This is a genomic window from Variovorax sp. J22G73, from assembly GCF_030317035.1.
Taxonomy (GTDB): domain Bacteria; phylum Pseudomonadota; class Gammaproteobacteria; order Burkholderiales; family Burkholderiaceae_C; genus Variovorax.
In genome coordinates this window covers 252,603-272,080 of the sequence record NZ_JASZYK010000009.1, presented here as the reverse complement: position 1 = coordinate 272,080, position 19,478 = coordinate 252,603, and the positions used below count along the sequence as shown (strand labels likewise).

The 19,478-nt window shown below is 69.1% G+C and carries 19 protein-coding genes; 9 read left to right on the top strand and 10 right to left on the bottom strand.

Features of this window, described 5'->3' with window-relative positions; translation table 11 throughout:
* The gene (locus QTI51_RS28295) at positions 1-1,038 is read right to left on the bottom strand and encodes a tripartite tricarboxylate transporter substrate binding protein (protein ID WP_116911661.1); all 1,038 of its coding nucleotides are present in this window, start codon (positions 1,036-1,038) and stop codon (positions 1-3) included.
* A gap of 91 nt (positions 1,039-1,129) precedes the next feature.
* Positions 1,130-2,221, bottom strand: coding sequence for a tartrate dehydrogenase (locus QTI51_RS28290; RefSeq protein ID WP_116911662.1), 1,092 nt, complete (start codon positions 2,219-2,221; stop codon positions 1,130-1,132).
* 122 nt (positions 2,222-2,343) lie between these two features.
* On the opposite strand from QTI51_RS28290, the gene QTI51_RS28285 reads away from it, so the two are divergent.
* The gene (locus tag QTI51_RS28285) at positions 2,344-3,282 is read left to right on the top strand and encodes a LysR family transcriptional regulator (RefSeq protein ID WP_116911663.1); all 939 of its coding nucleotides are present in this window, start codon (positions 2,344-2,346) and stop codon (positions 3,280-3,282) included.
* On the opposite strand, the gene QTI51_RS28280 is transcribed toward QTI51_RS28285, so the two are convergent.
* Positions 3,269-4,594, bottom strand: a complete 1,326-nt coding sequence (locus QTI51_RS28280; protein ID WP_116911664.1) for an Nramp family divalent metal transporter — start codon at positions 4,592-4,594, stop codon at positions 3,269-3,271. The two genes, QTI51_RS28285 and QTI51_RS28280, sit on opposite strands and share 14 nt — an antisense overlap.
* A 154-nt stretch (positions 4,595-4,748) precedes the next feature.
* Here QTI51_RS28280 and QTI51_RS28275 point away from each other — a divergent pair, with 154 nt between their 5' ends.
* From QTI51_RS28275 to QTI51_RS28265, 3 genes are all read left to right on the top strand, one after another.
* On the top strand, positions 4,749-5,057 hold the full coding sequence (locus QTI51_RS28275; protein ID WP_116911665.1) for a putative quinol monooxygenase: 309 nt from the start codon (positions 4,749-4,751) through the stop codon (positions 5,055-5,057).
* A 176-nt stretch (positions 5,058-5,233) separates the two neighbouring features.
* Positions 5,234-5,854: a YajG family lipoprotein gene (locus QTI51_RS28270; protein ID WP_116911886.1), complete on the top strand. Its 621-nt coding sequence runs from the start codon at positions 5,234-5,236 to the stop codon at positions 5,852-5,854.
* A gap of 33 nt (positions 5,855-5,887) precedes the next feature.
* Entirely contained in the window at positions 5,888-6,508 is a 621-nt protein-coding gene (locus QTI51_RS28265) for a hypothetical protein (protein WP_286516871.1), read from the top strand.
* A 97-nt stretch (positions 6,509-6,605) separates the two neighbouring features.
* Here the strand turns inward: QTI51_RS28265 and gap are convergent, their stop codons facing one another.
* Both gap and QTI51_RS28255 read right to left on the bottom strand, forming a co-directional pair.
* Positions 6,606-7,607: a type I glyceraldehyde-3-phosphate dehydrogenase gene (gene gap, locus QTI51_RS28260; protein WP_116911667.1), complete on the bottom strand. Its 1,002-nt coding sequence runs from the start codon at positions 7,605-7,607 to the stop codon at positions 6,606-6,608.
* A 62-nt stretch (positions 7,608-7,669) separates the two neighbouring features.
* Complete coding sequence (locus tag QTI51_RS28255) at positions 7,670-9,772, bottom strand: transketolase family protein (protein ID WP_116911887.1); 2,103 nt, start codon at positions 9,770-9,772, stop codon at positions 7,670-7,672.
* A gap of 146 nt (positions 9,773-9,918) precedes the next feature.
* Here QTI51_RS28255 and QTI51_RS28250 point away from each other — a divergent pair, with 146 nt between their 5' ends.
* From QTI51_RS28250 to QTI51_RS28235, 4 genes are read left to right on the top strand one after another with little or no spacing between them, the layout of a single operon-like run.
* Positions 9,919-10,299, top strand: coding sequence for an S-adenosylmethionine decarboxylase family protein (locus tag QTI51_RS28250; RefSeq protein ID WP_116911668.1), 381 nt, complete (start codon positions 9,919-9,921; stop codon positions 10,297-10,299).
* A 41-nt stretch (positions 10,300-10,340) separates the two neighbouring features.
* Positions 10,341-11,084, top strand: coding sequence for a nucleotidyltransferase family protein (locus QTI51_RS28245; RefSeq protein ID WP_116911888.1), 744 nt, complete (start codon positions 10,341-10,343; stop codon positions 11,082-11,084).
* Between the two features lie 11 nt (positions 11,085-11,095).
* Entirely contained in the window at positions 11,096-12,040 is a 945-nt protein-coding gene (locus tag QTI51_RS28240; RefSeq protein ID WP_116911669.1) for a hypothetical protein, read from the top strand.
* A gap of 6 nt (positions 12,041-12,046) precedes the next feature.
* Entirely contained in the window at positions 12,047-13,438 is a 1,392-nt protein-coding gene (locus tag QTI51_RS28235) for an aminopeptidase P N-terminal domain-containing protein (RefSeq protein WP_116911670.1), read from the top strand.
* Here the strand turns inward: QTI51_RS28235 and QTI51_RS28230 are convergent.
* Entirely contained in the window at positions 13,380-14,363 is a 984-nt protein-coding gene (locus tag QTI51_RS28230; protein WP_116911671.1) for a LysR family transcriptional regulator, read from the bottom strand. The genes QTI51_RS28235 and QTI51_RS28230 overlap by 59 nt on opposite strands.
* Before the next feature lie 130 nt (positions 14,364-14,493).
* Between QTI51_RS28230 and QTI51_RS28225 the strand changes: the two genes are divergently transcribed.
* The gene (locus QTI51_RS28225; RefSeq protein ID WP_116911672.1) at positions 14,494-15,561 is read left to right on the top strand and encodes an aldo/keto reductase; all 1,068 of its coding nucleotides are present in this window, start codon (positions 14,494-14,496) and stop codon (positions 15,559-15,561) included.
* A gap of 5 nt (positions 15,562-15,566) precedes the next feature.
* On the opposite strand, the gene QTI51_RS28220 is transcribed toward QTI51_RS28225, so the two are convergent.
* The 4 genes from QTI51_RS28220 to QTI51_RS28205 form a co-directional block, all read right to left on the bottom strand.
* On the bottom strand, positions 15,567-15,920 hold the full coding sequence (locus QTI51_RS28220; RefSeq protein ID WP_116911673.1) for a DUF3325 domain-containing protein: 354 nt from the start codon (positions 15,918-15,920) through the stop codon (positions 15,567-15,569).
* On the bottom strand, positions 15,920-17,620 hold the full coding sequence (locus QTI51_RS28215) for a PepSY-associated TM helix domain-containing protein (RefSeq protein WP_116911674.1): 1,701 nt from the start codon (positions 17,618-17,620) through the stop codon (positions 15,920-15,922). The genes QTI51_RS28220 and QTI51_RS28215 overlap by 1 nt, the downstream gene beginning before the upstream one ends.
* The gene (locus QTI51_RS28210) at positions 17,617-17,925 is read right to left on the bottom strand and encodes a DUF3649 domain-containing protein (protein WP_116911675.1); all 309 of its coding nucleotides are present in this window, start codon (positions 17,923-17,925) and stop codon (positions 17,617-17,619) included. Before QTI51_RS28210 ends, QTI51_RS28215 begins: the two co-directional genes overlap by 4 nt.
* 163 nt (positions 17,926-18,088) lie before the next feature.
* Entirely contained in the window at positions 18,089-19,453 is a 1,365-nt protein-coding gene (locus QTI51_RS28205; protein ID WP_116911676.1) for an esterase-like activity of phytase family protein, read from the bottom strand.
* Positions 19,454-19,478: the final 25 nt, after the last annotated feature.

The following is a 19,478-nucleotide window of genomic DNA, read 5'->3' as shown; positions in this document are numbered from 1 at the left end:
CTATTCGATCGCCACGCCCCCGTCCTTCACCAGCCTGGCGAACCTGGCGGTTTCATCGCGGATCTGGCGTGCCATTTCTTCGGGCGTGCCGCCCAGCGGCTCGGCGCCGATGGCCTGCATGCGCTGCGCGAAATCGGGCGAGCGAATGATCTTCACCATCTCGGCGTTGAGCCGCGCCACCACCTCCTTCGGCGTGGCCGCCGGCGCGAGCACGCCGAACCAGGTGCCGATGTCGAAGCCCTTCAGGCCCGCCTCTTCCAGCGTGGGCACGTCGGGCAGCACCGACGAGCGGCGCGCCGTGGTCACGGCCAGCGCGCGCAGCTTGCCGCCCTTGATGTGCTGCAGCACCGGCATGATGGTGTCGAAGGACATCGCCACCTGCCCGCCCAGCAGGTCGGTGGTGAGCGGGCCGCTGCCCTTGTAGGGCACGTGCAGCAGCGTGGTGCCGGTGCTGGCCTGGAACTGCGTGCCGATCAGGTGCTGCGCCGTGCCGTTGCCGTTGGAGCCGTAGGCCAGCTTGTCGGGCGCGGCCTTGGCGAGCGCCACCAGCTCGGCCACGTTCTTCGCAGGCGTGAGGGCCGCGTTGACGACCAGCACGTTGGGCACCATGGCCACCACGGTGATGGGCGCCAGGTCTTTCTGGAAGTCGTACGGCAGCTTCTTGTAGACGCTGGTGGCGATGGTGTGGTGCACCGCGCCCATCAGCAGCGTGTAGCCGTCGGGCTTCGCCTTGGCCACGTAGTCGGCGCCCAGCGTGGCGCCGGCGCCGGGCTTGCTCTCGACCACCACCGGCTGGCCCAGCGACTGCGAGAGCTTGTCGGCCAGCGCGCGCGCCAGCACGTCGGTGGTGCCACCGGCGGGGAAGGGCACGACCAGGCTGATGGGCCGCGCGGGCCAGGCCGCGGGCTGCTGCTGCGCGAAGGCCGGGGCGGTGGCGACCAGGCCCAAGCTGATGCCCAGCGTGGTGCCCAGCGAGAGCGTCAGCAAGGTCACCCGGCGCACGGTGCGCCGATGGCGCACCTCGAAGGAAGCGTTCATGGTTGTTGTCTCCGTCTTGTTGTCGTGGTGCGCGCATCGAGGCGCGCGAATACCGTGAGGTCGCTCGTGCAGGTCGTACGGCTGCAGCGGCTCAGGCCGCCAGCCGCAGCGGCTCGCCCGCGATGTGCTCGCACACCGCGCGCGTCACCTGCTCGGTGGTCGCGCTGCCGCCCAGGTCGCGCGTGTGCAGCGCGGGGTTGGCCGTGACGTGCTCCACCGCCGCCATCACGCGGCGCGCGGCCTCCGCCTCGCCCAGGTGCTCCAGCAGCATCACCACCGACCAGAAGGTGCCCACCGGGTTGGCCAGGCCCTTGCCCATGATGTCGAAGGCCGAGCCGTGGATGGGCTCGAACATCGAGGGGTAGCGCCGCTCGGGGTCGATGTTGCCGGTGGGCGCGATGCCCAGGCTGCCCGCCAGCGCGGCCGCCAGGTCGCTGAGGATGTCGGCGTGCAGGTTGGTGGCCACGATGGTGTCCAGCGTGGCCGGGCGGTTGACCATGCGCGCGGTGCAGGCGTCGACCAGTTCCTTGTCCCAGCGCACGTCGGGGAACTCGCTGGATATCTGCAGCGCAATCTCGTCCCACATCACCATCGCGTGGCGCTGTGCGTTGCTCTTGGTCACCACCGTGAGCAGCTTGCGGGGCCGCGAGCGGGCCAGCGCAAAGGCGAACCGCATGATGCGTTCGACGCCCGCGCGGGTCATCATGCTCACGTCGGTGGCGGCCTCGATGGGGTGGCCCTGGTGCACGCGCCCGCCGACGCCGGCGTATTCGCCCTCGGAGTTCTCGCGCACGATCACCCAGTCGAGCTGGCCCGGCGCGCAGCGCTTGAGCGGGCCGTCGATGCCCGGCAGGATGCGCGTGGGCCGCACGTTGGCGTACTGGTCGAAGCCCTGGCAGATCTTCAGGCGCAGGCCCCACAGCGTGATGTGGTCCGCGATGTGCGGGTCGCCCGCGGAGCCGAACAGGATCGCGTCTTTCCGGCGCAGCGCATCTAGCCCGTCGGCCGGCATCATCTCGCCGTGCGCGCGGTACCAGTCGCCGCCCCAGCCGAAGTCCTCGAAGCTGAACTGCAAGGCGCCGCCGGAGGCCGCGGCCAGCGCCTCCATCACCTGGCGACCCGCGGGGATCACCTCCTTGCCGATGCCGTCGCCGGGAATGGTGGCAATGCTGTAGCTGCTCATGGATGTGCCTTCGAATGTGCTGTGGAATGTGCTTGGACAGGGCCACTGTAGGATTCGACGGGCCGAACGATTCATGCCCGAAGTGAATCCATCCTTAACTTCAGTTCAACAGTGGAGCGGCCATGACATCGCCCGTCCAGCCCGCCGACCTCGGCTTCTTTTCCACGCTCGCGGCCTGCGGCAGCCTGAGCGCGGCGGCGCGCGAACTCGGTATCAGCACGCCGGCCGTGAGCAAGCGGCTCGCGCAGATGGAGGCGCGCCTGGGCGTCACGCTGGTCAACCGCACCACGCGGCGCATGAGCCTCACGCCCGAGGGCGAGCTCTACGTGGCCAGTGCGCGGCGCATCCTCGGCGAGATCGACGACATGGCGCAGCAGCTCGGCGGCGCCAAGGGCGAGGCGCAAGGCCTCCTGCGCGTGAACGCCACGCTGGGCTTCGGGCGCAGCCATGTGGCGCCGCTGATTTCGAAATTCGTGCGCAAGCACCCGCAGGTGGAGGTGCAGCTGCAGCTGTCGGTCAACCCGCCGCCGCTGACCGAGGACGCCTTCGATGTCTGCATCCGCTTCGGCGCGCCGCCCGAGGCGCGCGTGATCGCGCGGCGCCTTGCATCGAACCGGCGCCTGCTGTGCGCGTCGCCCGCGTACCTGGCGCGCGCCGGCACGCCCAAGGTGCCGAACGACCTCACGCACCACCGCTGCATCGGCATCCGCCAGGGCGACGAGGCCTACGGCGTGTGGCGCCTGAGCACGGGCCGCGGCACGGCGCAGCGCACCGAGGCCGTGAAGACGCGCGGCGCGCTGAGCACCAACGACGGGGAAATCGCGGTCAACTGGGCGCTCGACGGCCACGGCATCCTGATGCGCGCCGAGTGGGACATTGCGCGCTATCTGCGCAGCGGCCGGCTGGTGCAGGTGCTGGCGCACTGCCGCACGCCCGACGCCGACATCCACGCCGTGTACCCGCAGCGCCACCAGCTCTCGGCGCGCGTGCGGGCCTTTGTCGATTTCATGGCGGCAGCACTCGGCAAGGACGATGCCGAGCCCGCGCTCAACCGCCGCTGAGCACCGACGCCACCAGCCACACGTTGGCCGCGCTGATCACGCCGAACAGGCCCCAGGCCAGCAGCTTGAGCACCGGGCCGTTGGCAAAGTCGCCCATCATGTCGCGACGGCTCGTGAAGCGAATGAGCGGCCACATCGCGAACGGCAGCTGAAAGCTCAGCACCACCTGGCTGAGCACCAGCATCTTGCCCACGCCGCCGTCGCCGAACCACCACACGCCCAGGAAGGCCGGGCCCAGCGCCAGCAGCCGCGTGATCAGCCGGCGCTGCCAGCACGGGATCTTCAGGTCGAGAAAACCTTCCATGATGATCTGGCCCGCGATGGTGCCGGTGAAGGTCGAGCTCTGCCCCGAGGCCAGCAGCGCGATGCCGAACAGCGTGGCCGCGAAGGCGCTGCCCACGATGGGTTCGAGCAACCTGTAGGCGTCGTCGATTTCCGCCACCTCGCGGTGGCCCGTGGCATGGAAGGCGCTGGCCGCCAGCACCATGATGGCCGCGTTGACCAGCAGCGCGAGCGACAGCGACACCACCGCGTCGAGCGTGCAGAAGCGCACCGCCTCGCGGCGCGCCGCGTCGGTGTCGGCCACCAGCCGGGTCTGCACGATGGACGAATGCAGGTACAGGTTGTGCGGCATCACCGTGGCGCCCACGATGCCGATGGCCAGGTACAGCGCGCCCGGCTGGTGCAGCCGCTCCAGGCTGGGCGCGAAGCCCATCGCCACGCCGAACCAGTTGGGCGGCGCCATCGCCAGCTCGACGATGAAGCAGGCCGCGATGGTGCCCACCAGCCCGAGCACGATGGCCTCCACGCGCCGGAAGCCCGCGCCCTGCAGGCCCAGCACCAGCAGCGTGTCGAAGGCCGTGATGGCGATGCCCACCGGAATCGACACGCCGAACAGCAGGTGCAGCGCCAGCGCGCTGCCCAGCACCTCGGCCAGGTCGCAGGCCACGATGGCCAGCTCGGCGCCCAGCCACAGCAGGCGGTTGACCAGCGGCGGGTAGTGCTGGCGGCAGGCGCGCGCCAGGTCCTTCTGCGTGACCAGGCCCAGGCGCACGCACAGCGTCTGCAGCAGCATGGCCGCCAGGCTCGCGAGCAGCACCACGAACAGCAGGCCGTAGCCGAAGCGCGAGCCGGCCTCGATGTCGGTGGCCCAGTTGCCCGGGTCCATGTAGCCGACCGACACCAGCAGGCCGGGGCCCGCGTAGCGCATCAGCTTCTTGAAGAAGGGCAGCTCTTGCGGGACCGCGACGCTGCCCTTCACTTCGGACGGGCAGAAGGGCGCGGTGGCCGTGCGGGGAAGCGGGAAGAACATGCGGGCGATGATAGGGACAAGGCGGCCGTCTTGACGAACGTTCTCGAGCGTTGTCATGTCGTTGTCGCGGACCGGACCGGCGCCCTCTGCGCGGCGGCGTGAAATCTCTTAGATTCGATCGTCCGAATTCCTACACACCCTGGAGACCCTTCACATGATCCACGTCGTTGCCGTCATCACCGCCAAGCCCGGCCAGCGCGCTCCGTTGCTCGAAGCCTTCGCCGCCAACCGCGCGGCCGTACTGGCCGAGGCGGGCTGCATCGAGTACGGCGCCGCGGTCGATGCGCAGGGCGTGCCGACCTCCAAGGCCAGCTTCGGCCCCGAGACCTTCGTCGTGATCGAGAAGTGGGAAACGCTGGCGCACCTGCAGGCCCATGCCGTCGCACCGCACATGAAGGAACACGGCGCGAAGACCAAGGACCTGGTCGAGAGCAAGCTGATCCACGTGCTCGAGCCGGTCTGAATCGGCTCAGCCCGTTCAGCCGATTCGGCCGGTCCCACCGGTTCCCGTAGCGCGCGCAACTCCGTCTTCGCGCGCGCCGCGATGCGTGCTACCTTCGCGCCGGGAGCAGGCACCACGGAGGCACCATGCATGCAATCCGGGGCCACGCGACAGACGTGGAGAGAGGGACCGAAGCCATGGCGATCTTTCGTTCGCGGGGTGGGCGCTGGCGTGTGCCGATGGCGCCAGGCGCACGGGCTGGCGGCCACATGGCCTTCATGGCCTTCCTGCTGACCGGCTGCGCCCCTTTGCTTGCGCCGCCGTACGCGGCCGACTACGAGACGCTCGACCGGCTCGAAGCCACGCGACCCGGCATGGTGGCCCTTGCCAAGGCCCAGCCCGCCGACACTGAAGACAAGCTCAACACCGTGCGCCTGCGCAGCGCCCGGCTGGTGTCGCCCAGCGGCAGCTTCGCGCAGTACCTGCAGGACGCGCTGATGCGCGACCTGAGCGAGATTGCCGTCTACGACCCCAAGGCGCCCACGCGCATCGCCGCGCGCATCGTGGTCAACGACATCGACCTGGGCGTGATCAACGGCAGCGGCCGCATGGATGTGGAGGTCACCGTCACGCGAGACACCGCGGGCAACAGCATGCAGCGCCTGCGCAAGACCTACAGCGCGAAGACCGCCTTCGATTCGAGCTACGCCAGCATCGTCGCCGTGCCCGCGGGGCAGGCCGCCTACCCGCGCCTGGTGCGTGCGCTGCTGCGCGAGATGTATGCCGACCCGCAGTTCGTGGCCGCCATCGGTCGTTGATCCATTGACCTCTTTGCCCTGGAGGCGATCCCGATGTCCATTGCCCTTCCGATGACCGCGACACGGCGTGGTGCGCTCGCGGCCCGCACCGCAGCCGCGGTGTTGCTCACGGCCTTGCTCGCGGGCTGCGTGCACCCGATCACCATGATCACCGAGACCGCGCCGCCGCGCTCGCAGGCGCACCTGCTCCCGAAGAAGGTCGCCTACGTGATGACCGACGCCGACCGCGACCAGGAGGTGGTCACGCCCGGCGGCAGCGGCGACCGCGTGAGCTACTTTCCGTACCGCGACCTGGAGAAGTCCATTCGCGATGCCTTGCGCGCCGTGTACCGCGACGTGGTGGTGCTGCGCACCGCCGGCGACGCGAACGCGAACGAGGCCGCGGGCGTGTCGCTGGTGTTCGCGCCGCGCATCAGGACCGATTCCAGCTCGTCGTCCTTCATCAGCTGGCCGCCGACCTCGTTCACCGCGGAGGTGTCGTGCGTGGTGACCGACGCGGCGGGCAAAGAGGTCACGCGCGTGAAGGCGACGGGCAACGGCACGGCGGAGTTCGGGGAGTTCAAAGGCGACTTCGGGCTCGCCGCGCGTAGGGCGGCGACGCGGTTGACCACGCAGTTGAGCAGCGAGATTCGCAGGGACGAAAAACTGCAGTGAAGGTTGCGGTGACGACCGCGGCGCAGGCCGCGAGCTGTTCAGGCCGCCCATGAAAAAACGCGCCCGAGGGCGCGTTTGTCATTGAAGCCGCGAAGCCTTACTTCGACACGACCTTCACCATTTCGAGGCACTTGTTCGAGTAGCCCCATTCGTTGTCGTACCAGCTCACGAGCTTCACGAAGGTGCTGTCCAGTGCGATGCCGGCTTCGGCGTCGAAGATGGAGGTGCGCGGGTCGCCGCGGAAGTCGGTGGCCACCACCTTGTCTTCCGTGTAGCCCAGCACGCCCTTCAGCGCGCCTTCGCTCTGCGCCTTCATCTCGGCGCAGATTTCCTTGTACGTGGCTTCCTTCTCGAGCTCGACGGTCAGGTCGACCACCGACACGTCGGAGGTCGGCACGCGGAAGCTCATGCCGGTGAGCTTCTTGTTGAGCTCGGGAATCACCACGCCCACGGCCTTGGCCGCGCCCGTGCTCGACGGGATGATGTTTTCCAGGATGCCGCGGCCGCCGCGCCAGTCCTTGTTGCTCGGGCCGTCGACGGTCTTCTGCGTGGCGGTGGTGGCGTGCACGGTGGTCATCAGGCCGCGCTTGATGCCCCATTTGTCGTTCAGCACCTTGGCCAGCGGAGCCAGGCAGTTGGTGGTGCAGCTGGCGTTGCTGATGATGGCTTCGCCGGCGTACTTCTTGTCGTTCACGCCGTAGACGAACATGGGGGTGTCGTCCTTCGACGGTGCCGACAGGATCACCTTCTTGGCGCCCGCGTCGATGTGCTTCTGCGCGGTTTCCTTCGTGAGGAAGAGGCCGGTCGACTCGAGCACGATGTCGGCGCCGACTTCGTTCCACTTCAGCTGCGCGGGGTCGCGCTCCTGCGTGAGGCGGATCTTCTTGCCGTTCACGATCAGCGTGTTGCCTTCGACCGTCACTTCACCCTTGAAGCGGCCGTGCACCGAGTCGTACTGGAGCATGTAGGCCAGGTAGTCGGGCTCGAGCAAGTCGTTGATGGCAACGATTTCGATGTCGTTCTTGAAGTTCTGCACCGCTGCGCGCAGCACGTTGCGACCGATGCGGCCGAAGCCGTTGATACCGAGTTTGATAGCCATCTGACTTGCTCCTAAGGTTGAAAAACTTGTTGTGAACCGGCGGGAAGAAACGCTGCGCGCGATCAGTCGCGCAGTGCGGCTTCCACCGTGGCGGCAACGTTCTCCGCCGTGAATCCGAAGTACTTGAACAGTTCGGGCGCGGGGGCCGACTCGCCGTACGTGTCGATGCCGACCACGGCGGCGCAGCCGTACTTCCACCAGCCGCCGGTGCAGCCCATTTCCACGGCGATGCGCGGCAGCTTCTTGGGCAGCACGGCCTTCTTGTAGGCCAGGTCCTGGCGGTCGAAGGTGGTGGTCGAGGGCATCGACACCACGCGCACGGCGATCTTCTTCTCGGCCAGCAGCTTCTGCGCGGCAATGGCGAGCTGCACTTCCGAACCGGTGGCGATGATGACGGCCACGGTCTTCTTGCTCTTCAGGCCCACGGCTTCCGGCTCGGACAGCACGTAGGCGCCGCGGCTGATGTCGCCGAGCTCGCTCTTCGCGGCGTAGGCGATGTTCTGGCGGCTGAGCAGCAGCGCGGTCGGGCGCTTCTGGTTCTGCAGCGCCACGGCCCAGGCCACGGCGGTTTCGGCCGTGTCGCCCGGACGCCAGACGTCCAGGTTGGGAATGAGGCGCAGCGACGCGGCGTGCTCGATCGACTGGTGCGTGGGGCCGTCTTCGCCCAGGCCGATGGAGTCGTGCGTGAACACGTGGATCACGCGGTGCTTCATCAGCGCGGCCATGCGGATGGCGTTGCGGCTGTAGTCGCTGAAGGTGAGGAAGGTGCCGCCGTAGGGGATGTAGCCGCCATGCAGCGCCACGCCGTTCATGATGGCCGCCATGCCGAACTCGCGCACGCCGTAGTTGATGTGGCGCCCGATGGTGCCGTGCGGGGCTTCGGTCGGGGCTTCGGGCTTGGCTTCGTCTTCGGCGCCTTGCTTGGCTTCGACGGCCGGCATGTTCATGACCACGGCGCCGGTCTTCGGATCGAAGCGCAGGGCGGGCGTGCTCTTGGTGTTGGTGAGGTTGGAGCCGGTCAGGTCGGCGCTGCCGCCGAGCATTTCGGGCAGCGCTGCGGTGAACGATTCCAGCGCGAGCTGGCTGGCCTTGCGGCTGGCCACGGTCTCGGCCTTGGTGTGGGCGGCGACCACGGTGTCGAACGCCACCTGGTGGAAGTTCTTGGGCAGCTCGCCCTTCATGCGGCGCGTGAATTCGTCGGCGAGCTCGGGGTAGGCCAGCGCGTAGGCGGCGAACCTGGCGTTCCACTCGGCTTCGAGGTTGGCGCCGGCCTGCTTGTGGTCCCAGTCGGCATACACCTCGGCCGGGATCTCGAAGGGCGGGTAGTGCCAGTCGATGGCGTCGCGCGTGAGCTTGATTTCCTCGGCGCCCAGCGCCTCGCCGTGCGCCTTGGCGGTGCCCTGGCGGTTGGGGCTGCCCTTGCCGATGACGGTCTTGCAGTTGATGAGCGTGGGCTTGTCGGTCGACTGCTTGGCCTTGGCGATGGCCTTGGACACCTCGGCGGCGTCGTTGCCGTTGATCGGGCCGATCACGTGCCAGCCATAGGCGTGGAAGCGCTCGGCCACGTTGTCGATGTACCAGGGCTTGACCTGGCCGTCGATGCTGATGCCGTTGTCGTCGTACAGGGCGATGAGCTTGTTCAGGTGCCAGGCGCCGGCCAGCGCGCAGGCTTCGTGGCTGATGCCTTCCATCATGCAACCGTCGCCCAGGAAGGCGTAGGTGTGGTGGTCGACGACGGCGTGGTCCTTGCGGTTGAACTCGGCCGACAGCAGCTTCTCGGCCAGCGCGAAGCCCACGGCGTTGGTGATGCCCTGGCCCAGCGGGCCGGTGGTGGTTTCCACGCCGGGGGTCACGTCGACCTCGGGGTGGCCGGCGGTCTTGCTGTGCAGCTGGCGGAAGTTCTTCAGCTCGCCGATGGGCAGGTCGTAGCCGGTGAGGTGCAGCACCGAGTACAGCAGCATCGAGGCGTGTCCGTTCGACAGCACGAAGCGGTCGCGGTCGAACCAGTGCGGGTTCGCCGGGTTGTAGCGCAGGTGATCGCCCCAGAGTGCGACGGCCATGTCGGCCATGCCCATCGGTGCACCCGGATGTCCGGAGTTCGCTTGTTGGACGGCATCCATAGCCAGCGCGCGGATCGCGTTGGCCATCAGGGCTTGGTTTGCCATGGGCATGGGACTTTCGGGGGAAAAGGGTGGGTGGGATTGGGGGGAACCCGCGATTTTACCGGGCGAGCCCGCCAGGGCGCCGACACGGGCCCAACACCCGGGCGATGTTCCCGTGTACCGCGCCCGCGCTGCTAGAGTTGCCCCCCATGCATGGGCTGCACCTTACCGCCGACCTCCACGACTGCCAATGCGGCCTTCAATGGCTCACTGACCGGGAGGCGCTGGGCGCCGTCTGCCTGAAGGCGGTGGCCGCCGCCGGGCTGCAGGCGGTGGGCAAGCTGGTGCACGGCTTTCCGGCCACGCCCCTGGGGCCGGGCGGCGTCACGGCCACGGTGCTGCTGGCCGAGTCGCACCTGTGCATCCACACCTGGCCCGAGCAGCGCGGCGTGACGCTCGACGTGTACGTGTGCAACTTCGGCGGCGACCATTCGGCCAAGGCGCATGCGCTGATGGAATGCCTGGTGTCGCTGTTCCAGCCGCTGCACAGCGAGCGCAACGCGCTACAGCGCGGGCGCATCGCGGCGTGAACTCGGTGAACCCCGTGCTCACTGGCAGCGCGACGCGCGCCATGGTCCTGGCCGCCGGCCGCGGCGAGCGCATGCGCCCGCTGACCGACACCTGCCCCAAGCCCCTGCTCGAGGTGCGCGGCAAGCCCCTGATGCAATGGCCGATGGAGGCGCTGGCGGCCGGCGGCTTCACCGAACTGGTGGTCAACACCGACTGGCTCGGCGAGCAGATTTCGCAGCGCTTCGGCGCGCAGCCCTTGCTGGGCAACGGCACACCGCTATCAATTTCATACTCCAACGAAGGCCGCGACTTCGGCGGCGCGCTGGAAACGGCCGGCGGCATCGTGCGTGCGCTGCCGCTGCTGGGCGAGGTGTTCTGGGTGGCGGCCGGTGACGTGTTCGCGCCCGATTTCCGCTTCACCCAGGCCGCGGTCGACCGCTTCGTCGCCAGCGGCAAGCTCGCCCACCTGTGGCTGGTGCCCAACCCCGAGCACAACCCGAAGGGCGATTTCGGCCTGGCGCCCGACGGCCTGGCATTGAACACGGCCCCGGAGAAGTTCACCTTCTCCACCATCGGCCTGTACCGCGCCGCGCTGTTCGCGCCGCCGTACTGCGACATTCCGCCCGGCAACCCCGACGGCCGCAAGGCCCCGCTGGCGCCGATCCTGCGCGCCGCGATGGACCGCCGGCAGGTCAGCGCCGAGCTTCACACCGGCGCCTGGACCGATGTGGGCACGCCGCAGCGGCTGCAACAACTCAACGCCGGCCCGGCACCGGCACGGGCAGCACCGGCACCGGCGCGCTGAACCCGAGACGCATGACCATCGCCCCGCTCCCCGACGCGCTGCGCCTGCTGCCCCTGCGCATCCACGACCTGGCCCTGGCAACGGCCGCCGAACGCAACGACGGCACGCCCGAAGACCCGCTGAGCGTGCCCATGTACCAAAGCGACTTCACCCGCCTGGCGCTCGCGCCCATGCGCCAGGGCTGGCATGTGGAGTACTTCGGCGAAACCTGGGACGAGGCTTTTGAAGAAACCCTGGCCTGCCTCGCCCGCCAGGAGGTGGCCGACTGCATCACCTCGCTGTCGTTCAGCGGCGTGGACAGCGGGGCGAACGGCACGCGCGAATGGACCTTCGGGCCGCTGCTCGACAGCACCGTGACCTTTCCCCGGCTGCGCTCGCTGTTCATCAAGCCCACGCAGCCCGAGGACCACAACCATTCGCTCGTGTGCGCGAGCGGCCGCATCCTCGAGGAGGGCGGCGACATTGCGCGCTGGGTGCGCAAGACGCCGCGGCTGAGCGAGCTCACCGTGCCGAACCCGCCGGACGCCGACTTCTTCGCGGTGCCGCTGCCGCAGCTGGGCAGCCTGTGCATCGGCGCCCATTTCGACACCCAGCATTTCATTCGCAACCTGGCCGGGGCAACGCAGCTGCCGGCACTGCGGCTGCTGGACTTTTCCGAATCCACCGAGCAGCAGATGGTGTGGCCGGCCGAGCGGGCGCCGGACGCCATCACGCCCTTCGCGGACTACGAGGCCCTGCTGCAAGGCCCCATGGGCGCGCAGCTGCGCGTGCTGAGGTTGCGCAACACCTGCCTCGGCCTGGCGCAGCTCGAGCAGTTGCAGCGCATGCGGCAGGGGCTGCAATTCATGGTCATCCAGTCAACGATCGGCGGCTACGTCAGCCACTTTGCGCAGGATGTGTTCCCATGGCGCCACCTGGTTCCCGCGGACCCCGGACTTGCACCGTATCGAAAGTGAAACTCCATGCCCATTGACACCACGATCTACGCCGAGCGCCGCGCGCGCCTTGCCTCGCAGCTGGGCAAGGACGGCATCGCCATCATCCCGACCGCGCCGGAGCGCCAGCGCAACCGGGACAGCGACTTCCTGTTTCGCCACGACAGCTACTTCTATTACCTGAGCGGCTTCACCGAGCCCAACGCCTGGCTGGTGCTCTCGGGCGATGGCCGCTCCACGCTGTTCTGCGCGCCCAAGGACCTGGAGCGCGAGATCTGGGACGGCTTTCGCCTCGGCCCAGAAGCCGCGCCGGGCGCGCTCGGCGTGGACGACGCCCTGTCCATCGCCGACCTCGACGCGAAGCTGCCCAAGCTGCTGGAAAACAAGTCGACCGTGTGGTTCCCGTTCGCCACCCACAAGGGGCTGGAAACGCGCATCGACGGCTGGCTGCAGTCGGTGCGCGCGCGCGTGCGCTACGGCGCGCTGTGCCCCGAGGAGCAGCGCGACCTGTGCGGCCTGCTCGACGAGATGCGCCTCGTGAAGGACGCGCACGAGCAGGACATCATGCGGCGCGCCGCGCAGATCAGCGCGCGCGCCCACATCCGCGCGATGCAGCTGTCGGCGCGCATGCTGCGCGAGGGCAAGGACGTGCGCGAATACCACCTGGACGCCGAGCTGCTGCACGAGTTCCGGCTGGGCGGCTCGCAGTACCCGGCCTACGGCTCCATCGTCGCGGCCGGCGCCAATGCCTGCGTGCTGCACTACCGCGCCGACGCCGCGCCCGTGCGCCCGGGCGAGCTGGTGCTGATCGACGCGGGCTGCGAGCTCGACAGCTACGCCAGCGACATCACCCGCACCTTTCCGGCCGACGGCAAGTTCACCGGCCCGCAGCGCGCGCTGTACGACCTGGTGCTGCAGAGCCAGTACGCCTCGGCCGACGCCACCAAGGCCGGCAACCGCTTCAACGACCCGCACGACGCGGCCGTGAAGGTGCTGGCGCAGGGCATGCTCGACCTGGGCCTGCTCGACGCCAACAAGGTCGGCGGCCTGGACGACGTGATCGACTCGCGCGCCTACTTCCAGTTCTACATGCACCGCACCGGCCACTGGCTGGGCATGGACGTGCACGACTGCGGCAGCTACGTGGAGCCCACGCAGGTCGGCGAGGTGAGCGAGCGGAAAGATCCGCTGTCCAACGAGGTCATCAAGAACCGCCCGAGCCGCATCCTGCACCCGGGCATGGTGCTGACGCTGGAGCCCGGCATCTACGTGCGCCCCGGCGAGGGCGTGCCCGAGCAGTTCCACCACATCGGCATCCGCATCGAGGACGACGCGATCGTCACGGCCACCGGCTGCGAGCTCATTTCTCGCGGCGTGCCGGTGGATGCGGACGAGATCGAGGCACTGATGCGGGCCTGAGCGGCTTGCTGGCCCGCTGCGACACCGGCGGCGCCGCGTGCCGCGCCTGCAGGAAATCGATGAACACCCTGAGCTTGCGCGGTACCTGCGCGCGGCTCGGGTGGTACAGGTAGAAGCCCGGAAAAGTCGGCCACCAGGGCTCCAGCAGCGGCACCAGCCGGCCGCTGGCGAAGTCTTCGCGCGCGGCGTCCTCGAACGCCACCATGATCCCCGCGCCCGAGCGCGCCGCGGCCAGCAGCACGTCGCTGTCGTTGCTCACCAGCGGGCCGGCCACCTCGATGTCGAGCGCGCGGCCGTCCTGCGCGTATTCCCAGCGGTACAGGCCGCCCGTGGTCAGGCGGTAGTTCAGGCACTGGTGGGCGCGCAGGTCTTCCGGTGTTCGGGGCAGCGCGCGGCCCGCGAGGTAGCGCGGCGAGGCAAAGGTCACCATGCGCTGCGGCCCGCCGATGGGCACGGCCACCACGTCCTGCGCCAGGCTTTCACCGAGCCGGATGCCGGCATCGAAGCCGCCTTCCACCAGGTCGACCATGCGGTTGTCGCAGACCAGTTCGAGCGTGATGTCGGGGTAGGCCTGCGCGAAATCGCCGAAGTGCGGGTACAGCAGCAGCTCGGCCGACACCCGCGCCGCGTTCAGGCGCAGCAGGCCGGCCGGGCGGTCGCGCGCTTCGTCCAGCCCTTCGACCGCCTGCGCCAGCGCGTCCAGCGCCGGGCGCGCGCCCTCGAGCAGCTGCTGGCCCAGCTCGGTCACGCCGACGCGGCGCGTGGTGCGGTCGAGCAGCCGCACGCCCAGGCGCCGCTCCAGCGCGCGCACCGTCTGCGACAAGGCCGAGGGCGACACGCCCAGCTCTTCGGCAGCGCGGGTGAAGCTGGCGTGGTGCGCCACGCGGGCGAAGGCGGCGATGGCGGGAAGCAGTTCGGGCGACATGCGGCAAATTATGAAGACCAGCTTCACAAAGCATCAAGCCCGGCGGGCTTTTTCCCGCGCAATGGCGCAACTACCTTCGAGGCCATGGCGCTGCAACCGCAACGCCAGCCACCTCGAAAGGACATTCACCATGAAGCTCGACCACTACCTCACCCTCGGCCGCTCGGGCCTGCGCGTCAGCCCCATGTCGCTGGGCACCATGACCTTCGGCAGCGACTGGGGCTGGGGCGCCGACGCCGGCGAGTCGCGCCGCATGTTCGACCTGTACCGGGAGCGCGGCGGCAACTTCGTCGACACGGCCAATTTCTATACCAACGGCAGTTCCGAAAAGCTGCTCGGCCAGTTCCTCGAAGGCCAGCGCGAGTCGGTGGTGCTGGCCACCAAGTACACGCTGAACATGCAGCCGGGCAACCCCAACGCGGGCGGCAACCACCGGCGCAACATGGTGCGCTCGGTGGAGGCCAGCCTGAAGCGCCTGGGCACCGACTACATCGACCTGCTGTACCTGCACATCTGGGACAACCTCACGCCCGTCGACGAGGTGATGCGCGGCTTCGACGACCTGGTGCGCTCGGGCAAGGTGGTGTACGCGGGCATCTCCGACACGCCGGCCTGGCAGGTGGCGCGCATGCAGACGCTGGCCGACCTGCGCGGCTGGACGCCGCTGGTGGCGCTGCAGATCGAGCACAGCCTGATCGAGCGCACCGTGGAGCGCGAGCTGCTGCCGATGGCGCACGAGCTCGGCCTGGGCGTGATGGCGTGGTCGCCGCTGGGCAGCGGCGTGCTCTCGGGCAAGTACACGCGCGCCGACATCGGCCACACGAAGGACGCGGCCTCGGGCGTGACCGGCACGCGCAAGGACGTGGCGGCCGGCAACGGCGCGCTGAGCGAGCGCTCGCTGGGCATCGCCGAGGTGGTCGCGCAGGTGGCGAAGGAGCAAGGCCGCTCGTCCGCGCAGGTCGCGCTGGCGTGGTTGCTGCACCGCCGCGCGCCGGTGGTGATGCCGATCATCGGCGCGCGCACGCTCGCGCAGTTCGAGGACAACCTGGGCGCGCTCGACGTGCAGCTCGACGCATCGACGCTGCAGCGCCTGGACGCCGTCAGCGCGGTGGCGATGGGCTTTCCGCACGACTTCATGGCCCTGCCGATGACGCAGGGGGTGGTGTCGGGCGGCACGGTGGCGCGCCGCCCGGCCTGAACCGTTCAGGCCAGCAGCAGGTACAGCAGCCCGCCGCCCACGGCGACGGCCGCCGCGGCCGACCCGATCCACGGGAACCGCCGCGGCGCATAGCCCAGCAGCGCCACCGTGGACAGCGCCGCGGCCGTGAGCGCGCCCAGCCACAGCACCCAGCCGACCGAGCCGCCCGCGGCCTGCAGGCTGGCGCCCAGCGACACGCACAGCAGCGCGGTGCCGCCCAGTTGCAACCAGCGCCGCCATGCGCCCGGCGTGCTGCCGCGGCCGTACACGTCTTCGCTGTGCCGGTCCATGGCCAGGCTGAGCGCGCAGAAGCCGGCGAGCGAGGCGGCGAACACCAGGGTGAGCAGCAGCGAATCCATCACGAGCCCTGCTCCGACGTGACCAGCGACGGCTGCGCCGCGGCCGGCGCCTTGGACGCCTGCACGTTCGCCTGCGCCTGCACATTCACCTGCTTGGCCAGCGACTTGCGGCGCTTGCGCTCCACGATCCACACGGCGCTGGCCAGCCCCAGGCCCAGCGCAATGGCGACCAGATCGAAGCCCGCCACCGCGCTCGGGCCCGAGCGCAGGCTGACGGTCAGCGGCGCGGGGCCGGTGAAGGCGTTGAGCACCGGCAGCAGCACGAACAGCAAGGCGCCAAGCGCCAGCTGCGCCTGCCACATGCGCAGCGTGGGCCTCAGCAGGCCGAGCACGGCGGTCGCGCCCCAGACGATGAAGAACCAGCGGATCTCCACCTCCCCGCGCTCCGCCACGCCCACCGGCACCAGCCGGTTGGCCCAGAAGAAGGCGGCCATGGCCACCGGCAGGCCCGCGACGGCGCCCACGTTCAGCCCGTCGACCAGGCGCAGCCCGAAGCTGATGCGCCCGCCCTGCTTGAGCGTCTTGGCGAACTTCTGCCGCTCCTTCACGGCCCACAGCAGCAGGCCGGTCGCGACCATCAGGCAGCCCGCCAGCCCCGACAGGAAGAACAGCGCGCGCACCAGCGGATCGCCGAAGCGCCCGATGTGCAGGCCGTAGAGCACGCCGCGCGTCTCGGCGGCCGGCTTGGGCACGTCGCCGAAGGCGCCGATCAGCGCGCCGGTGACGCCGTTGAACTGCATCGACGGCTGGTCGTTCGACAGCTGCGGCCCTTCGGCGCGCGTGAGCAAGACCACGGCATTGGCGTCGTTGGGCTGGTGCACGGTGATGCGGCCCACGCCCGCGCCGTTCCAGTGCGCGCTGGCCTGCGCCAGCATGGGCGCGAGCGGCGCCAGCGGCACCTTGTTGCCCGAGGCCTTGAACTGGTCGCGCCCGCCGCCGGGGAACACTTCGGCGAAGAAGGCCTGCTCGCCGCCGCGGTCCTTGTAGGCCACCTGCGGCGCCCACGGCATGTACATGAACATCAGCGTGACCAGGCCGGTGTACGTGATCATCAGGTGGTAGGGCAGCGCGAGCACCGCCGTCACGTTGTGCGCATCGAGCCACGAGCGCTGGCCCTTCTTCGCCCGGAAGGTGAAGAAGTCCTTGAAGATGCGCTTGTGCGTGACGATGCCGCTGAAGATCGCCACCAGCATGAACATGGCGCAGAAGCCGACGATCCAGCGCGCCCACAGCGCGGGCATGTAGTGCAGGTCGAAGTGCAGGCGGTAGAAGAACTCGCCGCCGCGCGTCACGCGCGGCGCGGAAATGGCGTCGCCGGTGGCCGGGTCCAGCGAGGCGCGGTCGAAGCGGCGGCGCGGGCGCTCGGCGGGGGCCGCACCCGTGGCACCCGCGGCAGTGGGTGCGGGCGGCGCCAGGTACAGCACGTCGGTCGACGGCCGGCGCTCGGTCGGCAGGTTGATGAACCAGCGCGGGCTCTGCGCGCCGTGCTTCTGCAGGTAGGCCACGGCCCCCTCGGCCGTCTGCGCTTGCGGCACCACGTTCTGCGCGACGGCGTGCAGCTCGGGCGTCATCCAGAACGTGATCTCGTCCTTGAAATACGAGGCCGTGCCGGCCGCGAACACCATGAACAGCACCCAGCCGACCAGCAGGCCCGACCAGGTGTGCAGCCACGCCATCGACTGGCGAAAACCTTCCTTCATGCCGGCGCTCCGGTGATGCGCAGGAGCACCAGCAGCAGCACGCCGAGCGGCGCGGCGGCAACGGCCAGGCCGGTCCATGCGCGCACCGCCGTGCGCGCGGCAAAGACCCACATCACGGCGACGACGAAGACGAGAAAGGAAGACAGCGTGCCGGTCAGCGTGGCTTCGCTGCGCGCCATGCCGAAGGCGGCGGGCAGGCACAGCGCGAGCACGGCGGCGCAGAGTGCCGCCACGCCGTACCCGCCGGCAATGGCGGCCACCGCGCGAGACGCCACGCCGAGGCGGTAGCGAACGCCGGCGCTCACGACGCGCGCCGGACGGCGAGCGAGGTCGTTCGGAAATTCATGGGAAAGGGAAAGGAAAAAGAGCGAAAACGCGTGAAGATGAGAATCATACGCATCTGGCGCGATTTTCCCAACCCGCTTCGCCCTCCGCCCTGCCTCCCCGCCGGGGCATTGCCGCCGCGGCTTACTTCGCCTGCAGCAGCGCGCCGGCCTCCAGCAGCACCAGCTCGTTGTCGTCCGCCTTGTTCGGCTCGCGGCTGCTCGAGAAGGGCAGGTTGTTGTCGTTGCCGACCACGATGTGCGTCGCGTCGACCACGTCGACGTTCTCGATGGTGAAGAACGGGAACTTCAGCACGCCATCGTTCAGCGGCTTGCGCGCGAGCTTGCCGGGGTCGGCAATGTTCAGCAGGTCGATGTAGCCGATCTTGCGCACCGGGCCGCCCACGTTCGCGTCGCTCAGCTCGACCTTGTAGACGCGCTTGAACTTCGCGATGTCGTGGAAGCAGTCGGTGCGCTTCTGGCCTTCGGGGCAGGCCTTGTCGCTCGTGCCTTCGCCGTTGTCGCGCTCGATGATCAGGCCGGTAGTGCCGTCGATCATGTTGAAGTCGCCGATGGCGTTGCCGTTGGCTTCGAGCACGTACTTCCAGTGCCGACCCGTCCACTTCTCGGTGGCCACGTCGAACTCCAGCACGCGCAGCGCTTCCTTGCCTTCCACGCGCTCGTAGTCCTTGGCCTCGGCGTTCCACACCGGGCCTTCGAGCAGCGCGTACAGCTTGCTGCCGTCCTTCGATGCGGCCATGCCCTCGAAGCCCTTGGAACGCTTGACCTGGAAATCGACCGCGCCGCCGGGCACGCCGGGCGTGGTCACGGCCGGGTGGTCGGGCGAGCGCACAACCTTGCCGTCGACCAGCGTGTCGTACACCGCGAGCACCTTGCCCTTCAGGTCGGCCTTGATCAGGAAGGGCCCGAACTCCTCGCCGATCCACAGCGCGCCGCCGGCGAACTGGAAGCTCTCTGGGTCGAAGTCGGAGCCCGTCAGGTAGCGCTGCTTGGTGCCTTCGTGGACGATGCGAAACGGCACCTTCTTGTCGGGGTCGTGCAGGAACACGGTCTGCAGGTGGTTGAACTTGCCGCTCTTGAAGTCGACCTTGTAGTGGTTCAGGTAGAGCATGAAGTCGGGCGAGTTGGCCTTGGCGCCCGCGCCGTTGTCCGTGAGGATCCAGAACGTGCCGTCGTCCATCTTCTTGATGCCCGAGTGGCCCTGCAGCGGCTGGCCCTTGAAGGGCACCGACACGCCCGTGCTGCGGCCGCCCGACAGGCCTTCGACCGTGCCGATGGCCTCGACGCGCTTGGGCGTGGTGAACTTGCCGCTGACCTGCAGGTCGGCCGGCGCGTCCTTGGGCGCGGCCACGAAGCTTTGCGCGGGCAGCACGGCGTGGCCGGCCAACGTCGAGGGGAAGGCGGTCTGCGCGGCGACGCTGCCGCATGCGAATGCGGCGGCCAGTGCGGTGACCGTGGCGATGAAGGAAAGGAAAACGGGACGCGTCATGGTCGGGAAAGTTCCGAGTCGAAAA